This is a genomic window from Sinomonas sp. P47F7, from assembly GCF_049332655.1.
GTDB lineage: Bacteria > Actinomycetota > Actinomycetes > Actinomycetales > Micrococcaceae > Sinomonas.
This window is the reverse complement of record NZ_CP186327.1, coordinates 1,039,919-1,060,996: the sequence shown is the minus strand read 5'-3', so window position 1 is coordinate 1,060,996 and position 21,078 is coordinate 1,039,919. Positions and strand designations below refer to the sequence as shown.

The 21,078-nt window shown below is 69.9% G+C and carries 20 protein-coding genes and 1 pseudogene; 13 read left to right on the top strand and 8 right to left on the bottom strand.

Going from position 1 to position 21,078, the window contains the following annotated elements; translation table 11 throughout:
- Positions 1-38: 38 nt before the first annotated feature.
- The 3 genes from ACOKR1_RS05170 to ACOKR1_RS05160 form a co-directional block, all read right to left on the bottom strand.
- On the bottom strand, positions 39-2,564 hold the full coding sequence (locus ACOKR1_RS05170; RefSeq protein WP_422936556.1) for a Tex family protein: 2,526 nt from the start codon (positions 2,562-2,564) through the stop codon (positions 39-41).
- Between the two features lie 114 nt (positions 2,565-2,678).
- Positions 2,679-3,536 carry a metal-dependent hydrolase gene (locus ACOKR1_RS05165; protein ID WP_422935654.1) on the bottom strand — a complete coding sequence of 286 codons (858 nt, stop codon included), beginning with the start codon at positions 3,534-3,536 and terminating at the stop codon, positions 2,679-2,681.
- 103 nt (positions 3,537-3,639) lie between these two features.
- Positions 3,640-3,873 (bottom strand): hypothetical protein, encoded by a 234-nt coding sequence (locus tag ACOKR1_RS05160; protein ID WP_422935653.1) that lies wholly within the window; start codon positions 3,871-3,873, stop codon positions 3,640-3,642.
- Between the two features lie 195 nt (positions 3,874-4,068).
- Between ACOKR1_RS05160 and ACOKR1_RS05155 the strand changes: the two are divergent.
- The 4 genes and pseudogenes from ACOKR1_RS05155 to ACOKR1_RS05140 all read left to right on the top strand — a co-directional run.
- Positions 4,069-4,929, top strand: a pseudogene (locus ACOKR1_RS05155) (LCP family protein); the annotation flags it as partial.
- Between the two features lie 583 nt (positions 4,930-5,512).
- On the top strand, positions 5,513-6,133 hold the full coding sequence (locus ACOKR1_RS05150) for an L-threonylcarbamoyladenylate synthase (RefSeq protein WP_422935652.1): 621 nt from the start codon (positions 5,513-5,515) through the stop codon (positions 6,131-6,133).
- A gap of 189 nt (positions 6,134-6,322) precedes the next feature.
- Entirely contained in the window at positions 6,323-6,865 is a 543-nt protein-coding gene (locus ACOKR1_RS05145; protein ID WP_422935651.1) for an RNA polymerase sigma factor, read from the top strand.
- Positions 6,852-7,952 carry a hypothetical protein gene (locus ACOKR1_RS05140; RefSeq protein WP_422935650.1) on the top strand — a complete coding sequence of 367 codons (1,101 nt, stop codon included), beginning with the start codon at positions 6,852-6,854 and terminating at the stop codon, positions 7,950-7,952. Before ACOKR1_RS05145 ends, ACOKR1_RS05140 begins: the two co-directional genes overlap by 14 nt.
- Positions 7,953-8,068: 116 nt before the next feature.
- Here ACOKR1_RS05140 and ACOKR1_RS05135 read toward each other — a convergent pair whose 3' ends face one another.
- A complete protein-coding gene (locus ACOKR1_RS05135) occupies positions 8,069-8,827 on the bottom strand; it encodes an SDR family NAD(P)-dependent oxidoreductase (protein ID WP_422935649.1) in 759 nt (252 codons plus the stop codon).
- A gap of 150 nt (positions 8,828-8,977) precedes the next feature.
- Here ACOKR1_RS05135 and ACOKR1_RS05130 point away from each other — a divergent pair, with 150 nt between their 5' ends.
- Positions 8,978-9,742: a hypothetical protein gene (locus tag ACOKR1_RS05130; protein WP_422935648.1), complete on the top strand. Its 765-nt coding sequence runs from the start codon at positions 8,978-8,980 to the stop codon at positions 9,740-9,742.
- A gap of 20 nt (positions 9,743-9,762) precedes the next feature.
- On the opposite strand, the gene ACOKR1_RS05125 is transcribed toward ACOKR1_RS05130, so the two are convergent.
- Positions 9,763-10,182: a nuclear transport factor 2 family protein gene (locus tag ACOKR1_RS05125; protein ID WP_422935647.1), complete on the bottom strand. Its 420-nt coding sequence runs from the start codon at positions 10,180-10,182 to the stop codon at positions 9,763-9,765.
- 148 nt (positions 10,183-10,330) lie between these two features.
- Between ACOKR1_RS05125 and ACOKR1_RS05120 the strand changes: the two genes are divergently transcribed.
- From ACOKR1_RS05120 to manD, 4 genes are all read left to right on the top strand, one after another.
- Positions 10,331-10,954: a TetR/AcrR family transcriptional regulator gene (locus ACOKR1_RS05120; RefSeq protein WP_422935646.1), complete on the top strand. Its 624-nt coding sequence runs from the start codon at positions 10,331-10,333 to the stop codon at positions 10,952-10,954.
- A gap of 163 nt (positions 10,955-11,117) precedes the next feature.
- A complete protein-coding gene (locus ACOKR1_RS05115) occupies positions 11,118-11,456 on the top strand; it encodes a histone-like nucleoid-structuring protein Lsr2 (protein WP_422935645.1) in 339 nt (112 codons plus the stop codon).
- Between the two features lie 169 nt (positions 11,457-11,625).
- Positions 11,626-13,023 carry an MFS transporter gene (locus ACOKR1_RS05110; protein ID WP_422935644.1) on the top strand — a complete coding sequence of 466 codons (1,398 nt, stop codon included), beginning with the start codon at positions 11,626-11,628 and terminating at the stop codon, positions 13,021-13,023.
- 79 nt (positions 13,024-13,102) lie between these two features.
- A complete protein-coding gene (gene manD / locus ACOKR1_RS05105) occupies positions 13,103-14,314 on the top strand; it encodes a D-mannonate dehydratase ManD (protein WP_422935643.1) in 1,212 nt (403 codons plus the stop codon).
- 203 nt (positions 14,315-14,517) lie between these two features.
- On the opposite strand, the gene ACOKR1_RS05100 is transcribed toward manD, so the two are convergent.
- Positions 14,518-15,645, bottom strand: coding sequence for a hypothetical protein (locus tag ACOKR1_RS05100; RefSeq protein WP_422935642.1), 1,128 nt, complete (start codon positions 15,643-15,645; stop codon positions 14,518-14,520).
- 330 nt (positions 15,646-15,975) lie between these two features.
- Here ACOKR1_RS05100 and ACOKR1_RS05095 point away from each other — a divergent pair, with 330 nt between their 5' ends.
- From ACOKR1_RS05095 to ACOKR1_RS05085, 3 genes are all read left to right on the top strand, one after another.
- Positions 15,976-18,276, top strand: coding sequence for a family 78 glycoside hydrolase catalytic domain (locus ACOKR1_RS05095; RefSeq protein ID WP_422935641.1), 2,301 nt, complete (start codon positions 15,976-15,978; stop codon positions 18,274-18,276).
- A 150-nt stretch (positions 18,277-18,426) separates the two neighbouring features.
- Positions 18,427-18,693, top strand: a complete 267-nt coding sequence (locus tag ACOKR1_RS05090; RefSeq protein WP_422935640.1) for a hypothetical protein — start codon at positions 18,427-18,429, stop codon at positions 18,691-18,693.
- Between the two features lie 153 nt (positions 18,694-18,846).
- On the top strand, positions 18,847-19,140 hold the full coding sequence (locus ACOKR1_RS05085; protein WP_422935639.1) for a helicase associated domain-containing protein: 294 nt from the start codon (positions 18,847-18,849) through the stop codon (positions 19,138-19,140).
- Positions 19,141-19,187: 47 nt separating this feature from the next.
- On the opposite strand, the gene ACOKR1_RS05080 is transcribed toward ACOKR1_RS05085, so the two are convergent.
- Positions 19,188-19,655, bottom strand: coding sequence for a hypothetical protein (locus ACOKR1_RS05080; RefSeq protein WP_422935638.1), 468 nt, complete (start codon positions 19,653-19,655; stop codon positions 19,188-19,190).
- Positions 19,656-19,868: 213 nt separating this feature from the next.
- On the opposite strand from ACOKR1_RS05080, the gene ACOKR1_RS05075 reads away from it, so the two are divergent.
- Positions 19,869-20,468: a hypothetical protein gene (locus ACOKR1_RS05075; protein ID WP_422935637.1), complete on the top strand. Its 600-nt coding sequence runs from the start codon at positions 19,869-19,871 to the stop codon at positions 20,466-20,468.
- A 28-nt stretch (positions 20,469-20,496) separates the two neighbouring features.
- Here the strand turns inward: ACOKR1_RS05075 and ACOKR1_RS05070 are convergent, their stop codons facing one another.
- A complete protein-coding gene (locus ACOKR1_RS05070; protein WP_422935636.1) occupies positions 20,497-21,066 on the bottom strand; it encodes an MOSC domain-containing protein in 570 nt (189 codons plus the stop codon).
- Between the last annotated feature and the right edge of the window lie 12 nt (positions 21,067-21,078).

Here is a 21,078-nt window from a genome sequence, read left to right as displayed (position 1 = left end):
GACCACTGGCCAGTCCTCGCAACGCGACCGCGGGCCGGTCAGCGGGTGAGCCCGGCCCTCCTGAGCGCCTCCGCGAGCGCGGTGTCCGGCCCAGCGGACTGCTGGCGCGTGCCCGTCTCCCCTGCGTCCCGCGGACGACGGCGGCCCTCGCCGCCGCGCGGACCGTCACCACGCCCGCCGCGACCCGAGGCGTCACCCCCGCGCCCCTGGCTCTGGCCGCGCGAGACCTCCCCGCGACCCTCGGCCCGCCCCTCGCCACGGCCGCCGGTCGGCTCGTCCTCGAGCCGCAGCGAGAGCGAGATGCGCTTGCGGGGCGCGTCGACGTCGAGCACCTTGACCCGAACCACCTGCCCCGATTTCACGACCTCGCGGGGGTCGGAGACGAACTTCGAACTCATCGCCGAGACGTGCACGAGCCCGTCTTGGTGCACCCCGATATCCACGAACGCGCCGAACGCGGCCACGTTCGAGACCGTCCCCTCGAGCACCATCCCGGGCTTGAGGTCGGCGATCGTCTCGACCCCCTCCTTGAGGGCCGCCGTAACGAACTCGGGCCGGGGGTCGCGCCCGGGCCGCGCGAGCTCCGCCATGACGTCCTTGACGGTCGGCAGGCCGAAGCGGTCGTCCGCGAACTGCTTCGGATCGAGCGTCGCGACCGACGCTGCCGCCGCCGTCCCGAGTGCGGTCGAGCCGGCCCGGCCGGACGTGCCGGAACCGGACATGCCGGCCCCCGGCCCACTCGACCCGGCGGCCGCAAGGATCCGGTGCGCGAGCCCGTAGGCCTCGGGGTGCACCGCGGACGCGTCGAGCGGCTCCGGCCCACCCGTGATGCGGAGGAAGCCCGCGCACTGCTCGAAAGCCTTCGCGCCGAGCCGCGGGACTTTCTTGAGCTCGGCCCGGCTCGCGAACGGGCCGTTGGCGTCGCGGTAGTCGACGATGCTGCGGCTCAGGAGCGGCCCGACGCCGGCAACCCGGGAGAGGAGCGACGGGGACGCGGTGTTGACGTCTACGCCCACCGCATTGACGCAGTCCTCTACCACGGCGTCGAGGGAACGGTCGAGCTTCGCCGGAGTGAGGTCGTGCTGATACTGGCCCACCCCGATCGACTTGGGCTCGATCTTCACGAGCTCCGCGAGCGGGTCCTGGAGACGCCGCGCGATCGAGACGGCGCCGCGCAGCGAGACGTCGAGCTCGGGCAGCTCGGCCGAGGCGAGCGCGGACGCCGAATACACGGACGCTCCGGCCTCGGACACGATGACCTTCGCGGGCTTCCGCGCGGCGTCGCCGGCCCGCTGCGCGAGCCGTGCGAGCAGCTCCCCCGCGAGCCGGTCCGTCTCGCGGCTCGCGGTGCCGTTGCCCACGGCCACGAGTTCGATCCCGTGCCTGACGGCAAGCGCCTCAAGAGCTGCGAGGGCTTCCTTCCACTTGTTCGCTGGCGCGTGCGGGTAGATCGTCGCCGTGTCGACGACCTTGCCGGTCCCATCGACGACCGCGACCTTCACCCCGGTGCGCAGCCCCGGGTCAAGGCCCAGCACCGCGCGGTTACCGGCCGGCGCCGCGAGCAGGACGTCGCGGAGGTTCGCGGCGAACACGCGCACAGCTTCCTCCTCGGCCGCCTCGAACAGCCGCCCGCGCAGATCGGTCTCGAGGCGCGGCTGGAGCCGCCCGCGCCACGCGATCCGCACCGTCTGGGCGAGCCACTTGCCTGCCGGGCTCTCCCCGGCGGCGCGGATCCCAAGCGAGCGGGCCACGGCGGCCTCGTACCCGGACCGCGCCTCCTCGAGGCCAGCCTCGTCGCGCGGATCGGCCTCGGCGAGCGCAACCGTGAGCGCCCCCTCCCGCTCGCCGCGCAGGAGCGCGAGCACGCGGTGGCCGGGGAGCGACTCGACGGGCTGCACGTAATCCGCGTAGTCGGCGTACTTGCCGGCCAGTTCGGCGGAGACACCGTCCGCTGCCTCAGCCCGCACGCGTCCGCGCGTCCAGAGGCGCTCGCGCAGCTCGGCGACAAGCGCCGCGTCCTGGCCCACGCGCTCCGTCAGGATGGCCCGCGCGCCAGCCAGCGCGTCGGCAGCCGAGGCGACGCCCCGCGCGTCGTCCACGTACGCCGCCGCAGCCTCGTCCGGCACCCGCGACGGATCGGCGATGAGAGCGTCGGCGAGCGGCTCGAGCCCAGCCTCGCGCGCGATCTGCGCCTTCGTGCGCCGCTTCGACTTGTAGGGCAGATAGAGGTCCTCGAGCTCGGCCTTCGTCGCCGCGCGGATGACGGCGTCGCGCAGCTGGTCTGTCAGGGCACCTTGCTCCTCGATCGCCTTGAGCACGGCCACGCGCCGGTCCTCGAGCTCGCGGAGATAGCGGAGCCGCTCCTCGAGATCGCGGAGCTTGGCGTCGTCGAGCGTGCCCGTGACCTCCTTGCGGTAACGCGCGATGAAGGGGACGGTCGCCCCGCCGTCGAGGAGCCCGATCGCCGCCTCGACCTGCCACGGCTTGACACCGAGCTCGGCCGCGATGGTCGCGGTGATCTTCTGGGCCACGTCGCGGCCGTCCGCGCGCGGCGAGGGTGCCACGCGCGCCGGGGCCTTGGGCGGGGTTGGCGCGGAGGGAGCGGGAACTGCAGGGTGAGTCACGGATCTACTTTGCCCTATGCCGCCGACATTCCGGGCCGATGGACCTTTCGAAAGTCAGCCCAGCCCCCACGCCCCGGCGACGGCGGAGAAACCCGCACGCCCGAGAGCGAGGAGGGCGCTCGCCACCCCGGCGATCGCGTAGCAGCTCACCGGCACGAGCATGACCCACTCGCGCCACGAGCCCGCGTCTCCCAGGATCGGGAACGCGACGTGCCCGCCCCGGTGCCACATCGACGGGACGATTGGCACCCGCGAGAGGCGCCGTGGCCGGCGGAACGCGATCGGCCACAGGAGGTTGCAGCCGCCCGTGGTGAGCATGTCGCCGGCGATGTGGACGGCGGAGCCGAGGGCGACGGCGAACGGGAACCAATTCTGTTCGTGCGGCGCGTAGAGGGAGATGAAAGCCGCAAGCGGAACGGCGAGGATCCAGGGGAGCTTCCGGACGCCATCGGGCAGGACCCCGAGGACCTTCGCCGCGAAGGCCACGAGGAGGAGCGAGACGAGACCCGCCCCCACGTGGACGAGCCCGAAGTGCGGCACCTCCATGGTCCACAGTCCCGCCGCCCACGCGATGGCCGTGAAGACGGCGATGCCGAGGAGGGAATGGGTCCCGTTGCGGTGGCCGCCCGAGACGGCACCGATGCCCTCGCAGACGAATCGCGAGACCGGCGGAAGAGAGTGCGCAATGGTCGCGCTGCGATGGTCGGCGTCGGGAAGGAGGGCCGCGCCGGCCGTGACGAGCGCCCCCGCGACGATGCCGAGCGGCGTCGCATGCAGAATCGGCCAGCCCAGATCGAAGCCCACGCGGCCCAGCCCGAGCGGCACCGTGACGAGGGCGAGATCGAGATGAAGCCGCGTGGTCACGGCGATCCACGCGGCGGCACCGCACGCGGCGTGGTGGGGTCCCATCATTCGGACGAATCCTCTCTGACCTGCGGATACGCCGAACGCGTAGCCCCACCTGACCCGGGGCGGGACCTACCTTACCGGGCCGGGGTTGCTTCGCTGCGCCGCGCTACGCGAGGCAGTCGGCGCAGGCGCCGGCCGCGACGTCGGCATCGCGCAGCACGCGTCCGCAGTCCCGGCATTCCATGTGAAGGGCGAGGTCTGCACAGTCGGCGCAGCGGACGGCTTCGAAGAGGGCAAGGCCGCGACCGCAGTCGGCGCACACGTCCTCGACCAGGACAGGCGCCATGTGGGGCCGTGCGGGCCCCCGAAACACGAGTTCGTCAATAGCAAGTGCGCTCATGGTTCGAGGTTAAGATGAGCCACCGACAAAATAGCGGCGCCGCCCCGGCGCGGCGGGAATCCGCGGGCCGCGCCCCCGCTATCCCGCTTCATGACGTCTCTGGACCAGGGTCGTGGCACTGGATACGGTGTCCCTCATACTCTGGTTATGGGCGTCCTAAGCCTTGGTGCGCACTGAGCAACGAAGGAACAAGGGATGAGAGCACACGGCTTCCCGCCACGCGCCCAGTCCGCGCCCGCGCCGCGCAGCGGCCCGCGCGCCCAGGTAGCGCGCCGGTTCCGAGTCCGCCCGGTCTGGCCCAGAGTCCTGCTCGCGATCGGCGTCACGGCCGCCGTCGCGGTGACCGGTGGCCTCACGTACGCGGGGGCGACGGCCGCGCAAATCAACGGGAACATCCGCCGCTCGGACATCCTCGCGGACCCGTCCCAGACGGTCCAGTCAGTGCCGAAGCTCACCGCGGACACCAACATCCTCATCATGGGCATGGACTCCCGCTTGGGCGAGGACGGCAAGCCGCTCCCCGCCGACGTCTACGACGCGCTCCACGCCGGCGGCGATGACGTGGGCGGGTACAACTCGAACGTGCTCATGCTCCTGCACATCCCCGCCGACGGGTCCAAGTCCACCGCGATCTCGATCCCGCGCGACGACTACGTCCAGACCGCTGGCTTCCCCGGGGCCGGTTTCAAGGCCAAGATCAAGGAGGCCTACGGCTACGCGCTCGCCGAGGAGCAGAGGACCCTCCTTGCCCAGGGCAAGGCGAACGACGACGCCACCTATCAGGCGTCGCGCGACGCCGGGCGCAAGGCCGAGATCGCGACCGTCTCGAAGTTCCTCGGCAGCGTGCACATCGACCACTTCGTCGAGGTCACGATGGCCGCGTTCTACCAGGTCGCGCAGGTCATCGCCCCGATCACCGTGTGCGTCAACCGTGCCACGCAAGACACGTTCTCCGGCGCGGACTTCAAGGCCGGGACCCAGCAGATCGACGCGAAACAGGCCGTCGCGTTCGTCCGGCAGCGCCGCGACACGAGCGATCCGAGCTACTTCTTCACGGACCTCGACCGCGAGCGGCGCCAGCAGGCGTTCATCGCCTCGGTGCTCCACCAGCTCAAGCAGGCCGGAACGCTGACCAACATCCCCAAGATGCAGGGCGTGTTCGACGCCGTGAGCAAGAACATCGCCGTCGATTCAGGCCTGGACCTCATCCAGCTCGCGCAACAGGCCACGTCCCTCACGGGCGGCAACATCTCCTTCTCGACGCTCCCGATCACGGGCTTCGGATGGTCGCCCGAGGGCGCGTCCATCAACACCGTGGACGTCGCCCAGGTTCAGGCCACGGTCAAGACGCTCCTCGCCCCGCCCGCCCCGACGCCCACCGCCGCGCCCGCGACAAGCCAGGCAGCGCCGTCGGCCGCGTCCACCCGGCAGCCGCGGGCGCGCCGCCCGCTCAAGCCCCCGCCGCGGGCTCGGGCCAGGCCGCCGCCGCGACCCCGACCCCCACGGCGAATACCTACGCTGACTGGACCGGCGCACTCCAGGGCGGCGGCATCCCGTGCGTCAAGTAGCCGCCCGGGGCGCGGCGCTCGGCGCGGGGGATGGGCCGGGCGGCCTCAGCCCAGAGGCGTAGGCTCGAGGAATGGCGCGCTATTTCGACGTCCACCCGGTGGACCCCCAGCCGCGGCTCATCGGGCAGATCGTGCAGGTCCTCCGGGAGGGCGGCCTCATCGCGTATCCGACCGACTCGTGCTACGCGCTCGGCGCCCAGATGGGCAATCGGGACGCACTGGACCGCATCCGCCAGATCCGCCGGCTCGACGGCAAGCACCACTTCACGCTCGTGTGCCGCGACTTCGCCCAGCTCGGCCAGCTCGTCAACGTGGACAACGACGTGTTCCGCGCCATCAAGGGCGTGACCCCGGGGCCGTACACGTTCATCCTCCCGGCCACGCGCGACGTGCCGCGGCGCATGCTCCACCCGAAGAAGAAAACGGTCGGCGTGCGCATCCCGGACAACAACGTGGTCCGCTCGCTCCTGGGGGAACTCGGCGAACCGATCCTCTCCTCGACCCTGCTCCTGCCGGGCGACGAGGATCCGCTCATCGACGGCTGGGACATCAAGGAACGGCTCGACAACGTGCTCGACGCCGTGGTCGACGCGGGCGACTGTGGGACCGATCCGACCACCGTGATCGACTTCTCGGACGGCTACGCGGAGGTGGCCCGGCACGGCGCCGGAGACGCGTCGCGCTTCGAATAGCTCCCCTCCGCGCTCCAGTCCGCTTGATTCTTCCCGACCACTCCAGAGCCGGCGCGTCTGTCGAGAATCACATCCAGGCGCGGGAACAAACGGACAGCAGGGCGCTGCGCCGCTGAATCGCGTGTCAGGATCGGCCGCCTCCCGGAAATAGTGTGGGCGTCAGACAGTCCTACCGAGGGGGCGGTGCGTATGAGCGTCATGGGCTCGAGCGTTTCCGAAGCGAGTGAAGAGAAGGACGGCTCACCCGATGAGGCGGAGTTCGTTGCCTTCTATCGGCGTCATTACTGGTTCATTTTCGCCTTCGCGAATCGTCGTCTGAGCGACGAGGAGGCTGCGCGTGAGATCGCGGCCGACACCTTCCGCGTCGCCTGGTCCAAGATGTCGGAGCGGGGCGATCGGGAGCTCGCGTGGCTCTACGGGATCGCCCGCAATCTCATCGGGAACGAATATCGGCGGCAGCTCCGGGAACGCGCCTTGCTCCGCCGGATTCAGCATGACGCGAGCATCCTGGACACTGATTCGACGGTCGACGTCGTTCGCGGGGCGCTCCTTGAGCTCCGCTACCAGGACCGCGACATTCTGTACCTGACCTATTGGGAGGAACTGAGCGCCGCCCGGCTCGCTGAGGTGCTCGGCTGCTCGGAGGCCTCCGCCTGGAAGCGCGTGAGCCGCGCTCGGAAGGCGCTCAAAGACATCTTGACGAAGAAGGGACACGGTCATGGAAGCGCTTGAGAACACGATCCGCGCCGCAAACCCCGCGCCAGTCAACCCCGACCGGCCACTCGATCTCCGCGCCGAACACGACCTGCGGGCCATCATCTCGGGGTCCAGCAAAGTCCCCCACCTCGCGCCTCGACGGCGCGCGATCGGACGACGCGCGGTACTCATCGGAGTCGGAGCGGCGGCGGCTGCCGCGGCGGGCGTCGTCGCGACGGTCTCGTGGCCCCGTGACCCGGCGCAACCCATCGGCACGGACGTAGGCCAGGCTGCGGGACCCAAGATGCTCGAGGTGCGCCCGCTCTCCGCGACGGCGGCGGAGGTCATCTCCGCGGCGCGGCGGAAGCTCCTCGCACCCGACCCGGCCGGGTTCAAGCCCGGGTACTACAAAATCAGCAGTTGGCTGGCCGGCAACGAATCGCTCCCGGACGGCAAGTCCGGACCGCCAACCGTCCTGCCGCAAACGATGATCATCCGACGTGAGGCCGACGGCACGGGGACGCTCACTCGCATCGTTGGGCAACCGTTCTCGCCGACCGACCCAAACGTGAAGTACGCCCTTCCGCCCATCACGGGTGCGTCTCCCGATGGGAACCCCCAGCCCGTGAAGCCCGGGGAGGCATGGACGGTCCCGCTCGACCCGAAGCTCGCGCCCGAAGCCCGGAAGACCCAGAAGGGAGATCCCTACCCGAAGCCGCCCGCGGACGACGCCTCCATGGCAGCCTGGATCCACGATTTTCAAAGCAAGTACGGAGCCGTGGTCTACGAGGACGCCCAGGGGGTCTTCCAGATGATGGAGGTCATGTCGCGGGACTGGAACCTCTCTAACGCGCAGCAGCGGGCCTATCTCTCGGTCATCGCTGCAATCCCGGAAGTCACCACGCTCGGAGCTGTGACTGATCGACTCGGACGCCCCGGAACGGCCGTCTACCTCGACTCGCCCAAGCAGTGGGGCACTTACCGGAACATCCTCGTCCTCGATGACGCGACGGGGCGCATCCTCGATTCCGAAGAGGACTACATCGCGGGACCGACGGACGGCACGAAGCCCATTCGCCCGATCCCGAGCGTCTCCTCCTACGCGGCGTTCGCCGACGCGTAGTGGCCCGCGCTCCAGTCCGCTTGATTTTTCCCGACCACTCCTGAGCCGGCGCGTCGCGGCGAAACACCTTGCGGGGCCCCGATAAGTGGACCGGAGCACGCGCCCACCCGCCCGGCTCACCTCAGCACGGCGCCGCCGGCGACGTCGAGGACCACGCCGGTGATCCACCCGGCATCCGCTGAGGCCAGGAACACTGCGGCCTCCGCGACGTCTTGCGGCGTGCCGAGGCGGCGCAGCGGGTGGTACTCGGCGAGGGCAGCCTGCTGTTCGGCGGGGATGCGCTCGAGATTGCGCTCCGTGAGGATCGTCTCCGGAGCGATGCAGTTCACCCGGACACCGAACGGTCCGGCCTGGGCCGCGACGTCCTGCGTCAGCAGCGCGATCCCGGCCTTCGCGGCCCCGTACGCGATCGGTGCCCGAGCGTCGGGCTTCCTCGCCGCCGTGGACGCGATCGTGACGATCGAGCCCCGTCCGCGCGCCTTCATGCCCGGAAGGAAGCTCTTGAGCGTGAGGAAGGTCGCGGTCAGATTGCCGTCGACTGTCGCCCGCCAGCCGGCCTCGGGAATGTCCTCGAGCGGTGCCGGCGGCGTGAAGTTCCCGCCCGCATTGGCCACAAGGACGTCGACCGGCCCGAGCCCCTCCTCGACCTCGTTCCGCATCGCCTCCAAATCGCCGAAGCTCGTCACGTCGCCGAGCACCCCAAGCGCCGTCCCGCCCTCGCGGGCGATAGCGGCAACCACGGCGTCGACGGCGGTGCGGTCCCGCCCGTGGACGGCGACGGCGGCCCCGCGCCGGGCAAGTTCGGCCGCGATGGCCGCGCCGATGCCGCGCGAGCTCCCGGTGACGAGCGCGACCTGACCATCGAGGCCGCTCACCGGGCACCTCTCTCGGCGCGAAGGCTGGCGGCGCCGCCGCGACCAGTTGTGAAGACGTCCATGATGGTCCTTTCGAGTCAAGCGAACCGTGGGCTCCGGGCTCCCCGGATGCTCACGAGCCTAGAATGGGATAGCGAGAGGAGGCCTGTCGTGGCACGGTTCCGCTATCGCAATCACCAGAATTCCGGGCGGTTCCCGGTGAGCCCCCCGGACCGGACGCCCGCGTCGCGAGCCGCGCAGGCGCGGCAAGCCCCGCCCGCGGTGCCGACCGGGGCGTCCCGACATCACCACGCCCCGCCGCGCCGCCACACTCACCGCACGGGGCTCGGCGTCGTCACGCCACAGACCACGGATGCGTGGCGTGAACTCCTCGCGCCGGACGGGTCACCGCTCGCACTGCCGTTCCAGGTCGACTTCGTGCGCCGCGCCGTGTGGCAACAGACCGGCCTCCGGCCGAGCCTGCGCGGCCTCACGATCGGCCAGGCGGTAAGGATCCTCCGGGCCATCAACGTGGACCCGAAGCCGCTGTGGCACAGCGGCCGCGACAACTGGGCCATGACGGTCCTCGCGATGAGCGGCAAGTGGATCGCGTTCGCGGCGCTGTTCATGCTCATCCTCGGCGTGGGCCGTGCGGACGGCGCGCCGTTCGTGCTGCTCATCCTTCTCGGGCTGGGCCTCTCGGCCGCCCGCAGGCAGCGCCGGCAGCTCTTCGAGGAGCGCTACTATCGGCGCCGTGACGGGCAACCTCGCCCACCCCGCGCGGCCCTCCGAGCGGCGCGCCGCGCCGTGCGCGAGGCAGCGCGCGACGCCGCCAAGCGCCCCGCACTGCCGGCCTCGCCCAGCGCGCCGCCCGACGGGGGCGACCCGTACGACGTCGAGACCTACCTTCGCAGGCTCCACGAAGAGGGCCGCTGACCCGGCCGAGATCGCCGGGATCACTCTCCGCGCTTCTCCTTGAGCCATGGGGCCGTTTCGCCGGGCGCGACGAGCGGGCCGCTGAGCTGGACGTTCGCGATCACCCAGCGCTCGTCTCGGCGAACGAGGACCAGGAGCACGCGGAACAAGGCGCTCGCGTCGCGCCCCCGGGCCACGGTCTTCTGCCGTTGGACGGCCTCGACGAGCGCGGTGTCGCCGTAGTGGCGCACGTGCGGCTCGAGAATCTCGAACTTCTCGTTGACCACGTCGCCGCGGTGCCGCTGCTCCCAGCGGTCCTTGTCGAGGACGAAGCCCACGGGCCCGATGCCCTGGAAGTCGTCGGCGAACAGGGGGCCGTACGCCTCGACGTCGCCCGACAGCTCGGTCGCGGCCCAGGCCTGGACGAGGTCGAGGACCTCAGTCGTGGTGGTGGTTTCCATGGTGGCGCTCCTTTCGTGGGTGTTTCTTGTGGGGGTTTCTCGGGGGATTTCAGCCATGCCAACATCCCGTCATATTTCTAGAGCGACCCAATCTTTACTGTCACTATAAAGATATAGTGACAGTAGGTCAAGCGACTACAGTGAGCGCATGACTGAGCAGCTGGGGCTTCGCGAGCGCAAGAAGCTCGAGACGAGGCAGCGGATCGTGGATGCCGCGCTGAATCTCTTCGACGAGCGCGGCTTCGAGCGCGTGCCCGTCGCGGAGATCGCGCGCGCGGCGAACGTCTCCGAGGCGACCGTGTTCAACTACTTCCCGAGCAAGGAAGACCTCGTCTACGGCGGAATGCAGGCCTACGAGGACCAGCTCATCGCCGCCGTCGCCTCACGCCCCGAGGGCACGAGCGCGGTGGTCGCCTTCCGTGAATTCGTCCTCGAGCCCCGGGGCGCCCTTGCGACCGACGACGGCGCCGCCACCTCCGTCGTCGCCCGCACCGCGCGCATCATCGCCGGGAGCGAGACGCTCCGGTTCCGCGAGCAGCGCATCGTCGACCAGGCGACCGACGCCCTCGCCGGGCTCATCGAGCGCGACGCCGCGGCGCCGTCGTCCGCCTTGAACGCATGGGTGACCGCGAACGCGCTCATGGGCGTGAACCGCGCCATGACCCGGCTCGCGCAGCGGCTCGCCGCGGAGGGCAGGGGCGGCGCGGAGATCGGGCGGACGGTGCGCCGGCAGGGTCGCGAGGCGTTCGAGCTCCTCGAGCAAGGGGTGTGAGCCGCGGGCCCGGAAGGTGACACCCACGCCCCGACGATGACCGCCGGAACCTCCTTTGATCGCGGATCAATGTGACCGCTCCCGGCGAATTTCAAGGTTTTTAACGGTTTGCTCCCAGACAAATCCCCCACGGGATGGACATACCGGCCGGTAGCATCTCCACATGGCCACAAAAACGGTAGTAACACTTCACAGCGACCTCTCGGGCGAAGTCCTCGGACAGGGGACCGGCGAGTCCCTGACTTTCAGTCTCGACGGGGTCGACTACGAGATGGATCTGACCGCCGATGAGGCCGCGGGTCTCCGCACGGCGATCGCGCCGTACATCGGGGCCGCCAGGAGGGTCGCCGGCTGGAGTGCCACAGCTCGCCGGCTTCGTCCGGCCAAGCCGGACCTCGCGAAGATCCGCGCGTGGGCGGAGGCCCACGGATACGAGGTCTCGCTGCGCGGCCCCCTCCCCCGGGGTGTCCTCAAGGCCTTCGACGAGGCCCACGCAGTCTGACCCCCCAGCTCCCCACGAACGACGGCGGCGCCCAAGGTGAGTCGTCGCAGGTCTCGGCATCCATTGACACACTTGCATGGCAGTGCTTGTATGTAAGTTGTCCGACGCTGCCGGCCTCTGGTGCTCGCAGGGCGGATCTTCCCCTTTCATCGCTGCAAAGGAGCACGAGATGTCCGAGAAGACCGCCTCTCGCGAGGCAAATCCGGTCAAGAGGAGTACGAGCGAACTGGCCAAGGCCGCCGTTTCCGGCTGGCTCGGAACAGCCATGGAGTTCATGGACTTCCAGCTGTACTCGCTCGCCGCCGCCCTCGTCTTCAACAAGATCTTCTTCCCTGACGTGAGCCCGGTGATCGGACTGATCGCGGCCATGGCCACGTACGGCGTGGGCTACGTGGCCCGCCTGGTCGGCGCGATCTACTTCGGCCGCATGGGCGACAGGATCGGACGCAAGAAGGTCCTCTTCCTCACCATCGCCCTCATGGGAGCCTCGACCACGCTCATTGGCGTGCTTCCCACGTACCAGATGATCGGCATCGGGGCGCCGATCCTCCTCGTGGCACTCCGCCTCATCCAGGGCTTCGGCGCGGGTGCGGAGATCGCGGGCGCGTCGGTCATGCTCGCCGAGTACGCCCCGCGCAAGAGGCGCGGCCTCATCTCGTCCCTCGTCTCGCTCGGCACGAACTCGGGAACGCTCGCCGCCTCCGGACTCTGGGCCCTGCTCGTGAGCGCGCTCCCCAGCGATCAGCTGCTCTCGTGGGGCTGGCGCGTGCCGTTCCTCGCGAGCTTCGTCGTCATGCTGTTCGCCGTGTGGGTGCGCCGCTCGCTCAAGGAGAGCCCGGTCTTCGAGGACCGCGCGGACGTGGTCGACGGCGTCGCCCTGAACAAGACTGAGCTCGTGGCCAAGGCGGAGACCACCGCCGCCAACGCTCCCGAGCAGGGCGTCCTCGAGAAGGCGCTCCGCCAGCGGAAGGGCAAGTCCTTCCTCATCGCCCTGGGCCTCCGCTTCGGCCAGGCCGGCAACTCGGGCCTCGTCCAGACGTTCCTCGTGGGCTACCTCGCCACGGTCCTCATGGCGGACAAGGCCCTCGGCACCACCGCGATCATGTACGGCTCGATCGTTGGGTTCGCGACCGTGCCGTTGATTGGCTGGCTCGGCGACAAGTACGGTCGGCGCACGCTCTACATGGCGCTCAGCGCCCTCACCATCCTGTTCGCCGTGCCCATGATGCTCATGATCACGAGCGGCAACCCGACGCTCATCCTCATCGGCATGATCGTGGGCCTCAACCTCGGTGTCCTGGCCCTGTTCGCGATGGAGAGCGTCACCATGGCCGAGTTCTTCGGCGCGCGCACTCGCTTCACGCAGCTGGCCCTCGCCAAGGAGATCGGCGGGATCCTCACCACCGCGATCGGCCCGGTCCTCGCCGCAACCCTCACCGCCATCACGGGCCACTGGTGGCCGCTCGCCGCGATGCTCGTCGCGTACTCGGCCGTCACTCTCATCGCCGCGATCGTCGGCCCCGAGGTGCGCGGGCGCGATCTCGTGAAGCTCGAAGACGCCATCTGACGCCTCGCGGGGTGCGCCGGAGGTATCCCGGCGCGCCCCGCCCACCCGAACCCGCCCCGCCCACCCTTAAGGACCACCCGTGAAGATCACCGACGCAAGAGTTGTGGTGTCCTCCCCCGGACGCAACTACGTCACGCTCGTCATCGAGACCGAGGACGGACTGACCGGAATCGGTGACGCGACCCTCAACGGCCGGGAGCTCGCGGTGGCGTCCTACCTCCGCGATCATCTGTGCCCGCTGCTCATCGGCCGCGACGCCCGGCGCATCGAGGAGACGTGGCAGTACTTCTACAAGGGCGCCTACTGGCGCCGCGGCCCGGTGACCATGACCGCGATCGCCGCGATCGACGTCGCCCTCTGGGATATCAAGGGCAAGGCCGCCGGGATGCCGGTCTACGACCTGCTCGGCGGCGCGGCCCGCGAGGGCGTCATGGTGTACGGGCACGCGAGCGGCTCGACGCTCCGCGAGCTCAGCGCGGACTTCCAGCACCACCTCGACCTCGGCTACAAGGCCATCCGCGCGCAGGCCGCGATCCCGGGGATCGACAAGACGTACGGCATCGCCCCCGCGGACGGCAAACTCTACGAGCCTGCGAGCGGCGAGGTCCCCCAGGAGGACACGTGGGAGACCACGGCGTACCTCGACTTCGCGCCGACCATGATGGCCCACCTCCGCGAGGAGTTCGGCTACGGCGTCCACGTGCTCCATGACGTCCACCATCGCCTCACCCCGATCGAGGCCGGGCGGCTCGGCGCATCCCTAGAGCCCTTCCGCCCGTTCTGGATCGAGGACCCCACCCCTGCAGAGGACCAGAGCGCCTTCCGCACCATCCGCCAACATACGACGACGCCCCTCGCCGTGGGCGAGATCTTCAACTCGATCTGGGATTGCCAGCAGCTCATCACGGAGCGGCTCATCGATTATGTGCGAGCGTCCGTCTCCCACGCTGGCGGCATCACGCACCTTCGGCGCATCTTCTCCCTCGCGGACCTCTACGGCGTGCGGTCCGGCTCGCACGGCGCGGGCGATCTCTCCCCTGTCTCGTTCGCCGCGGCCCTGCACGTGGACCTGAGCATCCCGAACTTCGGAATCCAGGAGTACATGGGCCACCGCGAGCCCGTGGACGAGGTCTTCACGACCTCGTATACGTTCAGCGACGGTTACATGCACCCCGGAACGGCGGCCGGGCTCGGGGTCGAGTTCAACGAGGAGGCGGCCGCGCGGTTCCCGTTCAGCCCGAAGTACCTGCCCATCAACCGGTGGCTCGACGGGTCGATCCACGACTGGTGACCAACCTCCCGGCGCCGTAATCCTCCCCCTGCACGGCGCCGGAGCCCCGACCGCCAGCGCGCTCGTGCTGCTCTCGGTCGCGGCGGTCTCGCTCTTGAGCCTGCCGGCGGAAGTGCGGAGCCGCTCCTGGAACAGACAGCGACCCCAGGACTCCTGAAAGGCGCGGGTGGGCCAGGCGCTGTGCGGGCCCACCCGCGCTTCTCTCAGAGCGAGCCGGCGAGGCTCTTCAGCAGCGCAGCCTGGCTGCTCGTGAGGGCCTTGCCCGTCTGCGCATCAACCTGGTTGTCGAAGGCGCGAATGACGTTGTCCTTCGCCTTCGACTGCCCGCGGGCTGCGGCGGACTTTGCCGCAGCGAGCTTGTCGCACAGCCCCTGGGTGACGTCGGGACTGGTAGAGAATGTGCCGGTCAGGGCGCACAGGCTGTCGTAGCCGACGGTGACGGTGAAGGACGTCGTCGCTGTGCTGGCGTTGCCCGCCATGTCCGTCGCGTTCGCCGTGTAGGAATGCGTGCCGAGCGCCAGTTGCCAGGCAGGCTGGGAGACGACACCGGGGCAGCTGGTCGACGCGACACCCGAGGTGCTGTCGGTGGCGTTGCACGTGATGTTGACAGTGTCGGCCACGGTGAAGCTCCCGGGGTTCCCGCTGAAGGCAATCGCGGGCGGGGTAGCGTCGCGCTTGATCGTGACGCTCTTCGTGCTGGTGCCGCCGGCCGACGTCGCGGTGCACGTGAACACCTGCCCGGTGGTGTCTGCCGTGACGGTGGTGCTCGAGCACCCGGACTCCGCGGTGATCGCCGATTCCGGGTCGGTCACGTTCCACGAGACGCCGACGTCGGAGGTGTACCAGCCATTGCTGCCCATCGTGCCCGTGACGGCTGGCGTGATCACTGGCGGCGTCGAATCGTGAGGCGTGAGAGTGAGAGTGCCGACCATCACCTGCGAGTAGTCGAAGTTCCGTCCGAAGACGGTGAACCCGTAGGTGTCGCCAGCCGCTGCCTGCACGTCAAGGGTCCCGGAGTAGGAGAACCCACACGCGGCGCCGCCGCTCACCATAGGAGTCCACGTCGTGACCCCGTTGTGGGTGACGAACTCGCGGACCTGCACGGAGGCCATGAACCAGGAGTGGCAGCCGCTGATCTTCCAGTCGTAGGTCGTGTCGACGGGCGCCGCCGCCGTCGCCTCGAACGTCCACGTGAGCCCGCTGTATTCAGCCGAGGTGTGCCCGGCGTTGTACGAGAACGAGAGGCTGCCCCCGCTCTCCGTCGCGGTCGCCGCCCCAGGGCCGGAGGCCGTCCACGTATCAGCCGCGTTCGCCGTCAGTGGGAACCCCAAGATTCCCGCCGTCGCGAGCGCGAGCAGCAACAGTAACCGGGTCGCTCTGCGCGCGCCCGCCAAACATGCCTTCATATTGTTCCTCCCCATCGCCGGGCGGTCCCGTTCCCCCGGGACGAGAGGGACTTTACATGTACAACGGCCCGAGGCACAGGGCTGCTGCACTCAATGACGCCCGCGAGCGCGTGCGGGCTGGGGCTGGGCAACCAGGCTCGCAGCGGCCTCGACCTGCCCACGAAGCCACTGACGGTGTGATCCACCTCATGCTACGGTTGCCCCGACGGTTCTGAATCGGTTCAATCAACTCGGCCCTCACCACGGAGCTCAATGATGACTGCTTGGCATGCCCGCCTCATATCCTCCGACGCCGAGTTCGGCGGCGCCCCGCTGCTGCGCGGGGAGTTCCGCCTCGACGAGGGGCATGGCGACGTGGCCTCGGCGACACTCTTCGTCTCCGCGCTCGGCGTGGTCGAGGCGTGGGTCAACGGTCGGCGGGCGTCGGAGGACCTGCTGACCCCGGGCTGGACCTCCTACGAGTGGCGGATCCGGTATGCGGAGTTGGACGTGACCTCGCACGTCGGGCCGACCACGGTCGTGGGGCTCTCGCTGGGCAATGGCTGGTACCGCGGTCGGCTCACGTGGAGCGGCGGCTGGGCGTTCTACGGCGACGAGCTCGCCGGGTTCGCCGAGCTCCGCGTCCGGTTCGCGGACGGGCACGTACAGGTGTTCGGAACCGATTCCTCGTGGACAGCGGGGCCCTCGGCGACCACGGCGAACGATCTCTACGACGGCCAGGACATCGACGCGCGCGCGTGCGACGGCGCATGGCTGGCTCCCGGGTTCGTCTCGCCGGCCTGGGTGGGCGTCCACGAGCATGACGACGACCTGTCCCGCCTCGAACCCTACGTCGGCCCGCCCGTGCGGCGGGTCGCCGCGCTCGCGCCGGTGGAAGTCTGGGAGTCCCCGTCGGGGAAGGCCCTCGTGGACTTCGGTCAGAACCTCGTCGGCTGGATCCGCGCCGAGGTCACCGGCCCGGCCGGCTCGGTGGTGACGCTGCGACACGCCGAGGTGCTCGAGCGCGGCGAGCTCGGCACCCGCCCGTTGCGCTCGGCGAAGGCCACGGACCGCTTCACCCTCTCGGGCGGAGACGATGTCTTCGAGCCGACGTCCACGTTCCACGGCTTCCGCTACGCCGAGGTCGAGGGCTGGCCCGGCGGAATCGAGGCCCTCCGGGCGGACTTGGCGGCGGGAGGCGGGCTCACCGCCGTCGTCGTTTCCTCGGATCTGCGCCGCACGGGCCGGTTCGAGACCTCGAACCCGCTGCTGAACCGGCTGCACGAGAACGCCGTCTGGGGCATGCGCGGCAACTTCGTCGACGTGCCGACCGACTGCCCACAGCGCGACGAGCGGCTCGGTTGGACCGGAGACCTCGCGGCGTTCGCGCCGAGCGCGTGCTTCCTCTTCGACTCGCGCGACTTCCTGCGCGATTGGCTCCGCGACCTCGCGCTCGAGCAAGAGCACCAGGACGGTCTCGTCCCCTACGTAGTCCCAGACGTCCTCAAGTACGTCGAGCACCCGGCGGAGTTCCCCGTCCCGGACACGACCGCGGTGTGGAGCGACGCTGCGGTCTGGGTCCCGTGGGCGGTGTGGACCGCATACGGCGACTCTCGCGTGCTCGAGGAGGCCTACCCCTCGATGGCCGCCCACGCCCGCCGCGTGCGGAGCAAGCTCTCCTCAAACGGACTCTGGGACTCGGGCTTCCAGTTCGGCGACTGGCTCGACCCCGACGCCGCCCCCGACCGGCCCGCCGCCGCCAAGGCGGACCCGCACGTCGTCGCGACCCTCTGCGCCTACCGGACCGCGGAGCTCGTGGCCCAGACCGCCGGGGTCCTCGGCGAGACAGCCGCCGAGTCCGAGTTCCGCGGCATGGCCGCCGGCCTGCGCGCCGCGTTCACCGAGCACTACCTCACCGACGGCGTCATCGCGAGCGACTGCACCACCGTCTACGCCCTCGCGATCGCCTTCGGCATCCTCGACGACGCCGACCGTGAGTTCGCCGGGAACCGCCTCGCCGAGCTCGTCGAGGCCTCCGGGCACCGCATCTCGACCGGATTCGCCGGGACCCCGTTCGTCACCGACGCCCTCACTGCGACCGGTCACCTCGACACGGCCTACCGGCTCATCCTCCAGACCGAGAATCCGTCGTGGCTCTACCCCGTGACCATGGGCGCGACGACCATCTGGGAGCGTTGGGACTCGATGCTCCCCGACGGCACGATCAACCCGGGCGAAATGACGAGCTTCAACCACTACGCGCTCGGCGCCGTCGTCGACTGGCTCCACCGCACAGTCGGCGGCCTCGCTCCCCTCGAGCCCGGGTACCGCCGTATCCTCGTCGCGCCCCGGCCGGGCAGGGACCTCGAGTGGGCCGAGACGAGCCTCGAGACGCCCCACGGCCTTGCCTCGGTACGCTGGGAGCTCGCCGACGGGAAGGTGACGGTCGCCGTCGTCGTCCCCGAGGGCACCGAGGCGGTGCTGCGCCTGCCCGGCGTCATGGAGGAGACGCTCACGCCGGGCCGACACGGGCGCACGCTGCCTGTGCAGGCCCCCGCCGTCCGCAGCGTGCGGTGACCCGCACGCGCAGCGCGCCCCGACGAGCCCAGGCCGCCCGTCCGGTGTGATTTCGGCCATGTAGGCGACGGCGGTCTTCCGCCAGATTCCGCGGATCCCGCCTACTCACGAGTCACTTGGCGGCCACGTGAGACGTGTAGCGTGTCCGCCGTGCCTCACACTTGGCTTCAAGAACTCCGCAGGCGCATCGACACCCAGATGACGTCCTGCCCCGCGGATGAGCGCGCGCTGATCGACCACCACCTGATCAGCGCCAACCACTCACCCTGCGACGCCCCCTACACCGGCCAATGCTTCTGCGGCCGGGCCTGGCCGTGCCTCTGGGTGCGGGAGGCGGCGGCGCGCTACGACGTGTCGGTCGGCCCGTTGTTCGAGCGCGCCTTCTCGGTCGCGCTCGCGCTCGTCCCGGCCTCCTAAGCCTGCGTCGCGCCCGGCCGTCGCGCGGCGCGCTGCCGGTCCCGTCTTCGCTTCCCTCGGGCAACGCCCCGCCGTCACGTGTCATGGCTCACATGAAAGATGCCTTTCAGATGCATAATGTGTGAGCTAGATAGTGAACAAGGGGGAACATCGGTGGATGAATTCACGAGGCGGGAACTGTCGCGGCAGATCTCCGGCCTTCATAACCCGGTGCTGGGTGGCGACGAGCTGTTCCTCTCGACCCTTCAGCGCCTGAGGACGTTCTGCGCGGCGCACGGGCGCGCCCCGGAGCCGGCGGCACCGTCCGTCGAAGAGAACTGGCTCGGGCGGTGGGTCGAGGCCCAGCTGGCCGAGGCCCACAGGGGAACACTGAGCGGCGAGCGCCGGGCGCTCCTGGATGAGGCGCTCGGCCGAGGCTGGGCCCTCGAGGCGATCAAGCGCGGGTGACGGGCCGTGGCGGCACCCAACCGGGTGCCGCTACGATCCACACGGCACTACCGGCAATCGAAGGTCAGGTTGTTCACCACGAGGACGCCGTTGGCGCTCGTGGTCTGGGTGAATGCTCCGTGGAGAGTCAGCGTCGCTGACGGGTCTGCTGTGCTCGTGCCGTTGAAGTTCACCGTCGCGTGCTGCACGTTGCTCTGCTTGTTGTCCTCAGAGCCGAACCATTCCTGGAGATGACCGGTCCAGGTCCCCCACGTGCCGTGCCAGAGCGTCTTGAGCGTGACTTGGCCTTCGACCGTCGTGGTGAACCAGTCCCCGTTGTTGTTCACCGTGAAGTGCTGGACCGAGTTGCCCGATCCGCTGAAGGACGTGACTCCGGGTCCATCGCACGTCACCGGGATGACGTCCGAGATCTGGGAGCTGTGTTCCGTCCCCGTCGTCGTCGCGAGCGCGGGGCTCGCCCCCGCCGCTGCGAACAAGAGGGCCGCACCCACTGCGGCGCCGATGTGCTTTAGCATTGTCGCTCCTCCTTCTACCGAAGAAGGGACAGCCCGCGCTGCACCCGGCCTGAGGCCGGGCCGAGACCGATGCCCCGATGCCGCACGACGGCGGCGATTTCCGTTGGTGAATAGGTCACCCCAGCTGCTGCGAATGTAGGCCCGCGCCCCGCGTCCGTCAACAGATCCGCTCGCCTCTCCCGCCAACCGAGAGCGAGGTCATAGCATCACGACATGGAGTACGCCCCATCAGACCGGCTGTACCTTGAAGACGACCTCGGCCTCGACGCCGCTTGGCTTGCCCGCCGCATCCACGAAGACCCCGGCCTGCTCGGCGTGAGCGACACCGCTTTGGACCTCGAGGATGCATTTCCCTCCGTCCGCCCCCACTCGATCACGGCGATCCTGCGCAGCGACGATGCCGGCGTCCGGCACGTCGTCGAGGTGCGGCTCTCCGACGGAGACGTCGAACAGGTCATCCGCGCCCTCGAGCTCTGGTTCGTCGAACAGCGGCGGCGGCCTGACCTTGAGCACCAGCCCTCGGTCGTGGCGGAACACATCCCACCCGTCGTGGCCCGCGCCGTGCTCATGGCGCAGGCGATCGCTCCGCTCGGAGCCTTCGAGCTTCACGCCCTCCAAGTCGGGGATGCCCTCGCGCTGCACACCGAGCCAGTCGAGGCCCCCGCCGCCGCGGATCCCGAGGCCGATCGCGAGCTCGCGACGCTTCTCGCGGATGCCATGGAACGCATCGATCCGCGCGGCGCGGCGTACCGCGACGATCTCCGGCTCCAGCTCATCGGCAGGCTGAACCTGCCGGGCGAGGAGCTTCTCTGAGCGGTCCGCTCGCGGCACCCTACGGGGGCTAGGGAAGGCGACTCGGCCGCAGAAGCGTCGCCTCGCCGGCCCGCGCCGGATCGAGGGGCACCGGGCTCACCAGCACGGCCCGCCCCCGGCGGAGCGCGCCGTCGGACGTCGGTTGGCAGCGCAGGCCGCCGCGCCCGCGCATCGCCGCGTGGGCACCCGGCGCGAGCATCTGGTCCATCCATGCGCACGGGTGTGCGGGCCGCCCGCCGCGCAGCCGCACCACGGAGGCGCCGAACTCGAGCGCGAACTCCTGCCCGAGCAGCGGCGCCAACTGGGCACCACGCAGCACGACATTGCGGCGTGCGAGCAGAGGATCGAACGGCGCGACATCGAGTTCGGCCGCGATGGCATCAAGCGCCTCGATGGCCATGAGCGTCACGGCCGCGTCCATGTGGGCCGCCTTGCCGAAAAAGCGGTCGCCCACGATTCCCTTGCCGGCGACCACCGCGACCTCCGCGGCGTCCAAGGTGGGGACGTCCGCCGCGCCGTCCCGGGCGCGCCCGAAGTACGCGTGGCCGGGCGAGACGAGAAGGTGGACGATCTCGACGTTGTAGCGGTGGACGGTCATGCCACCATGATG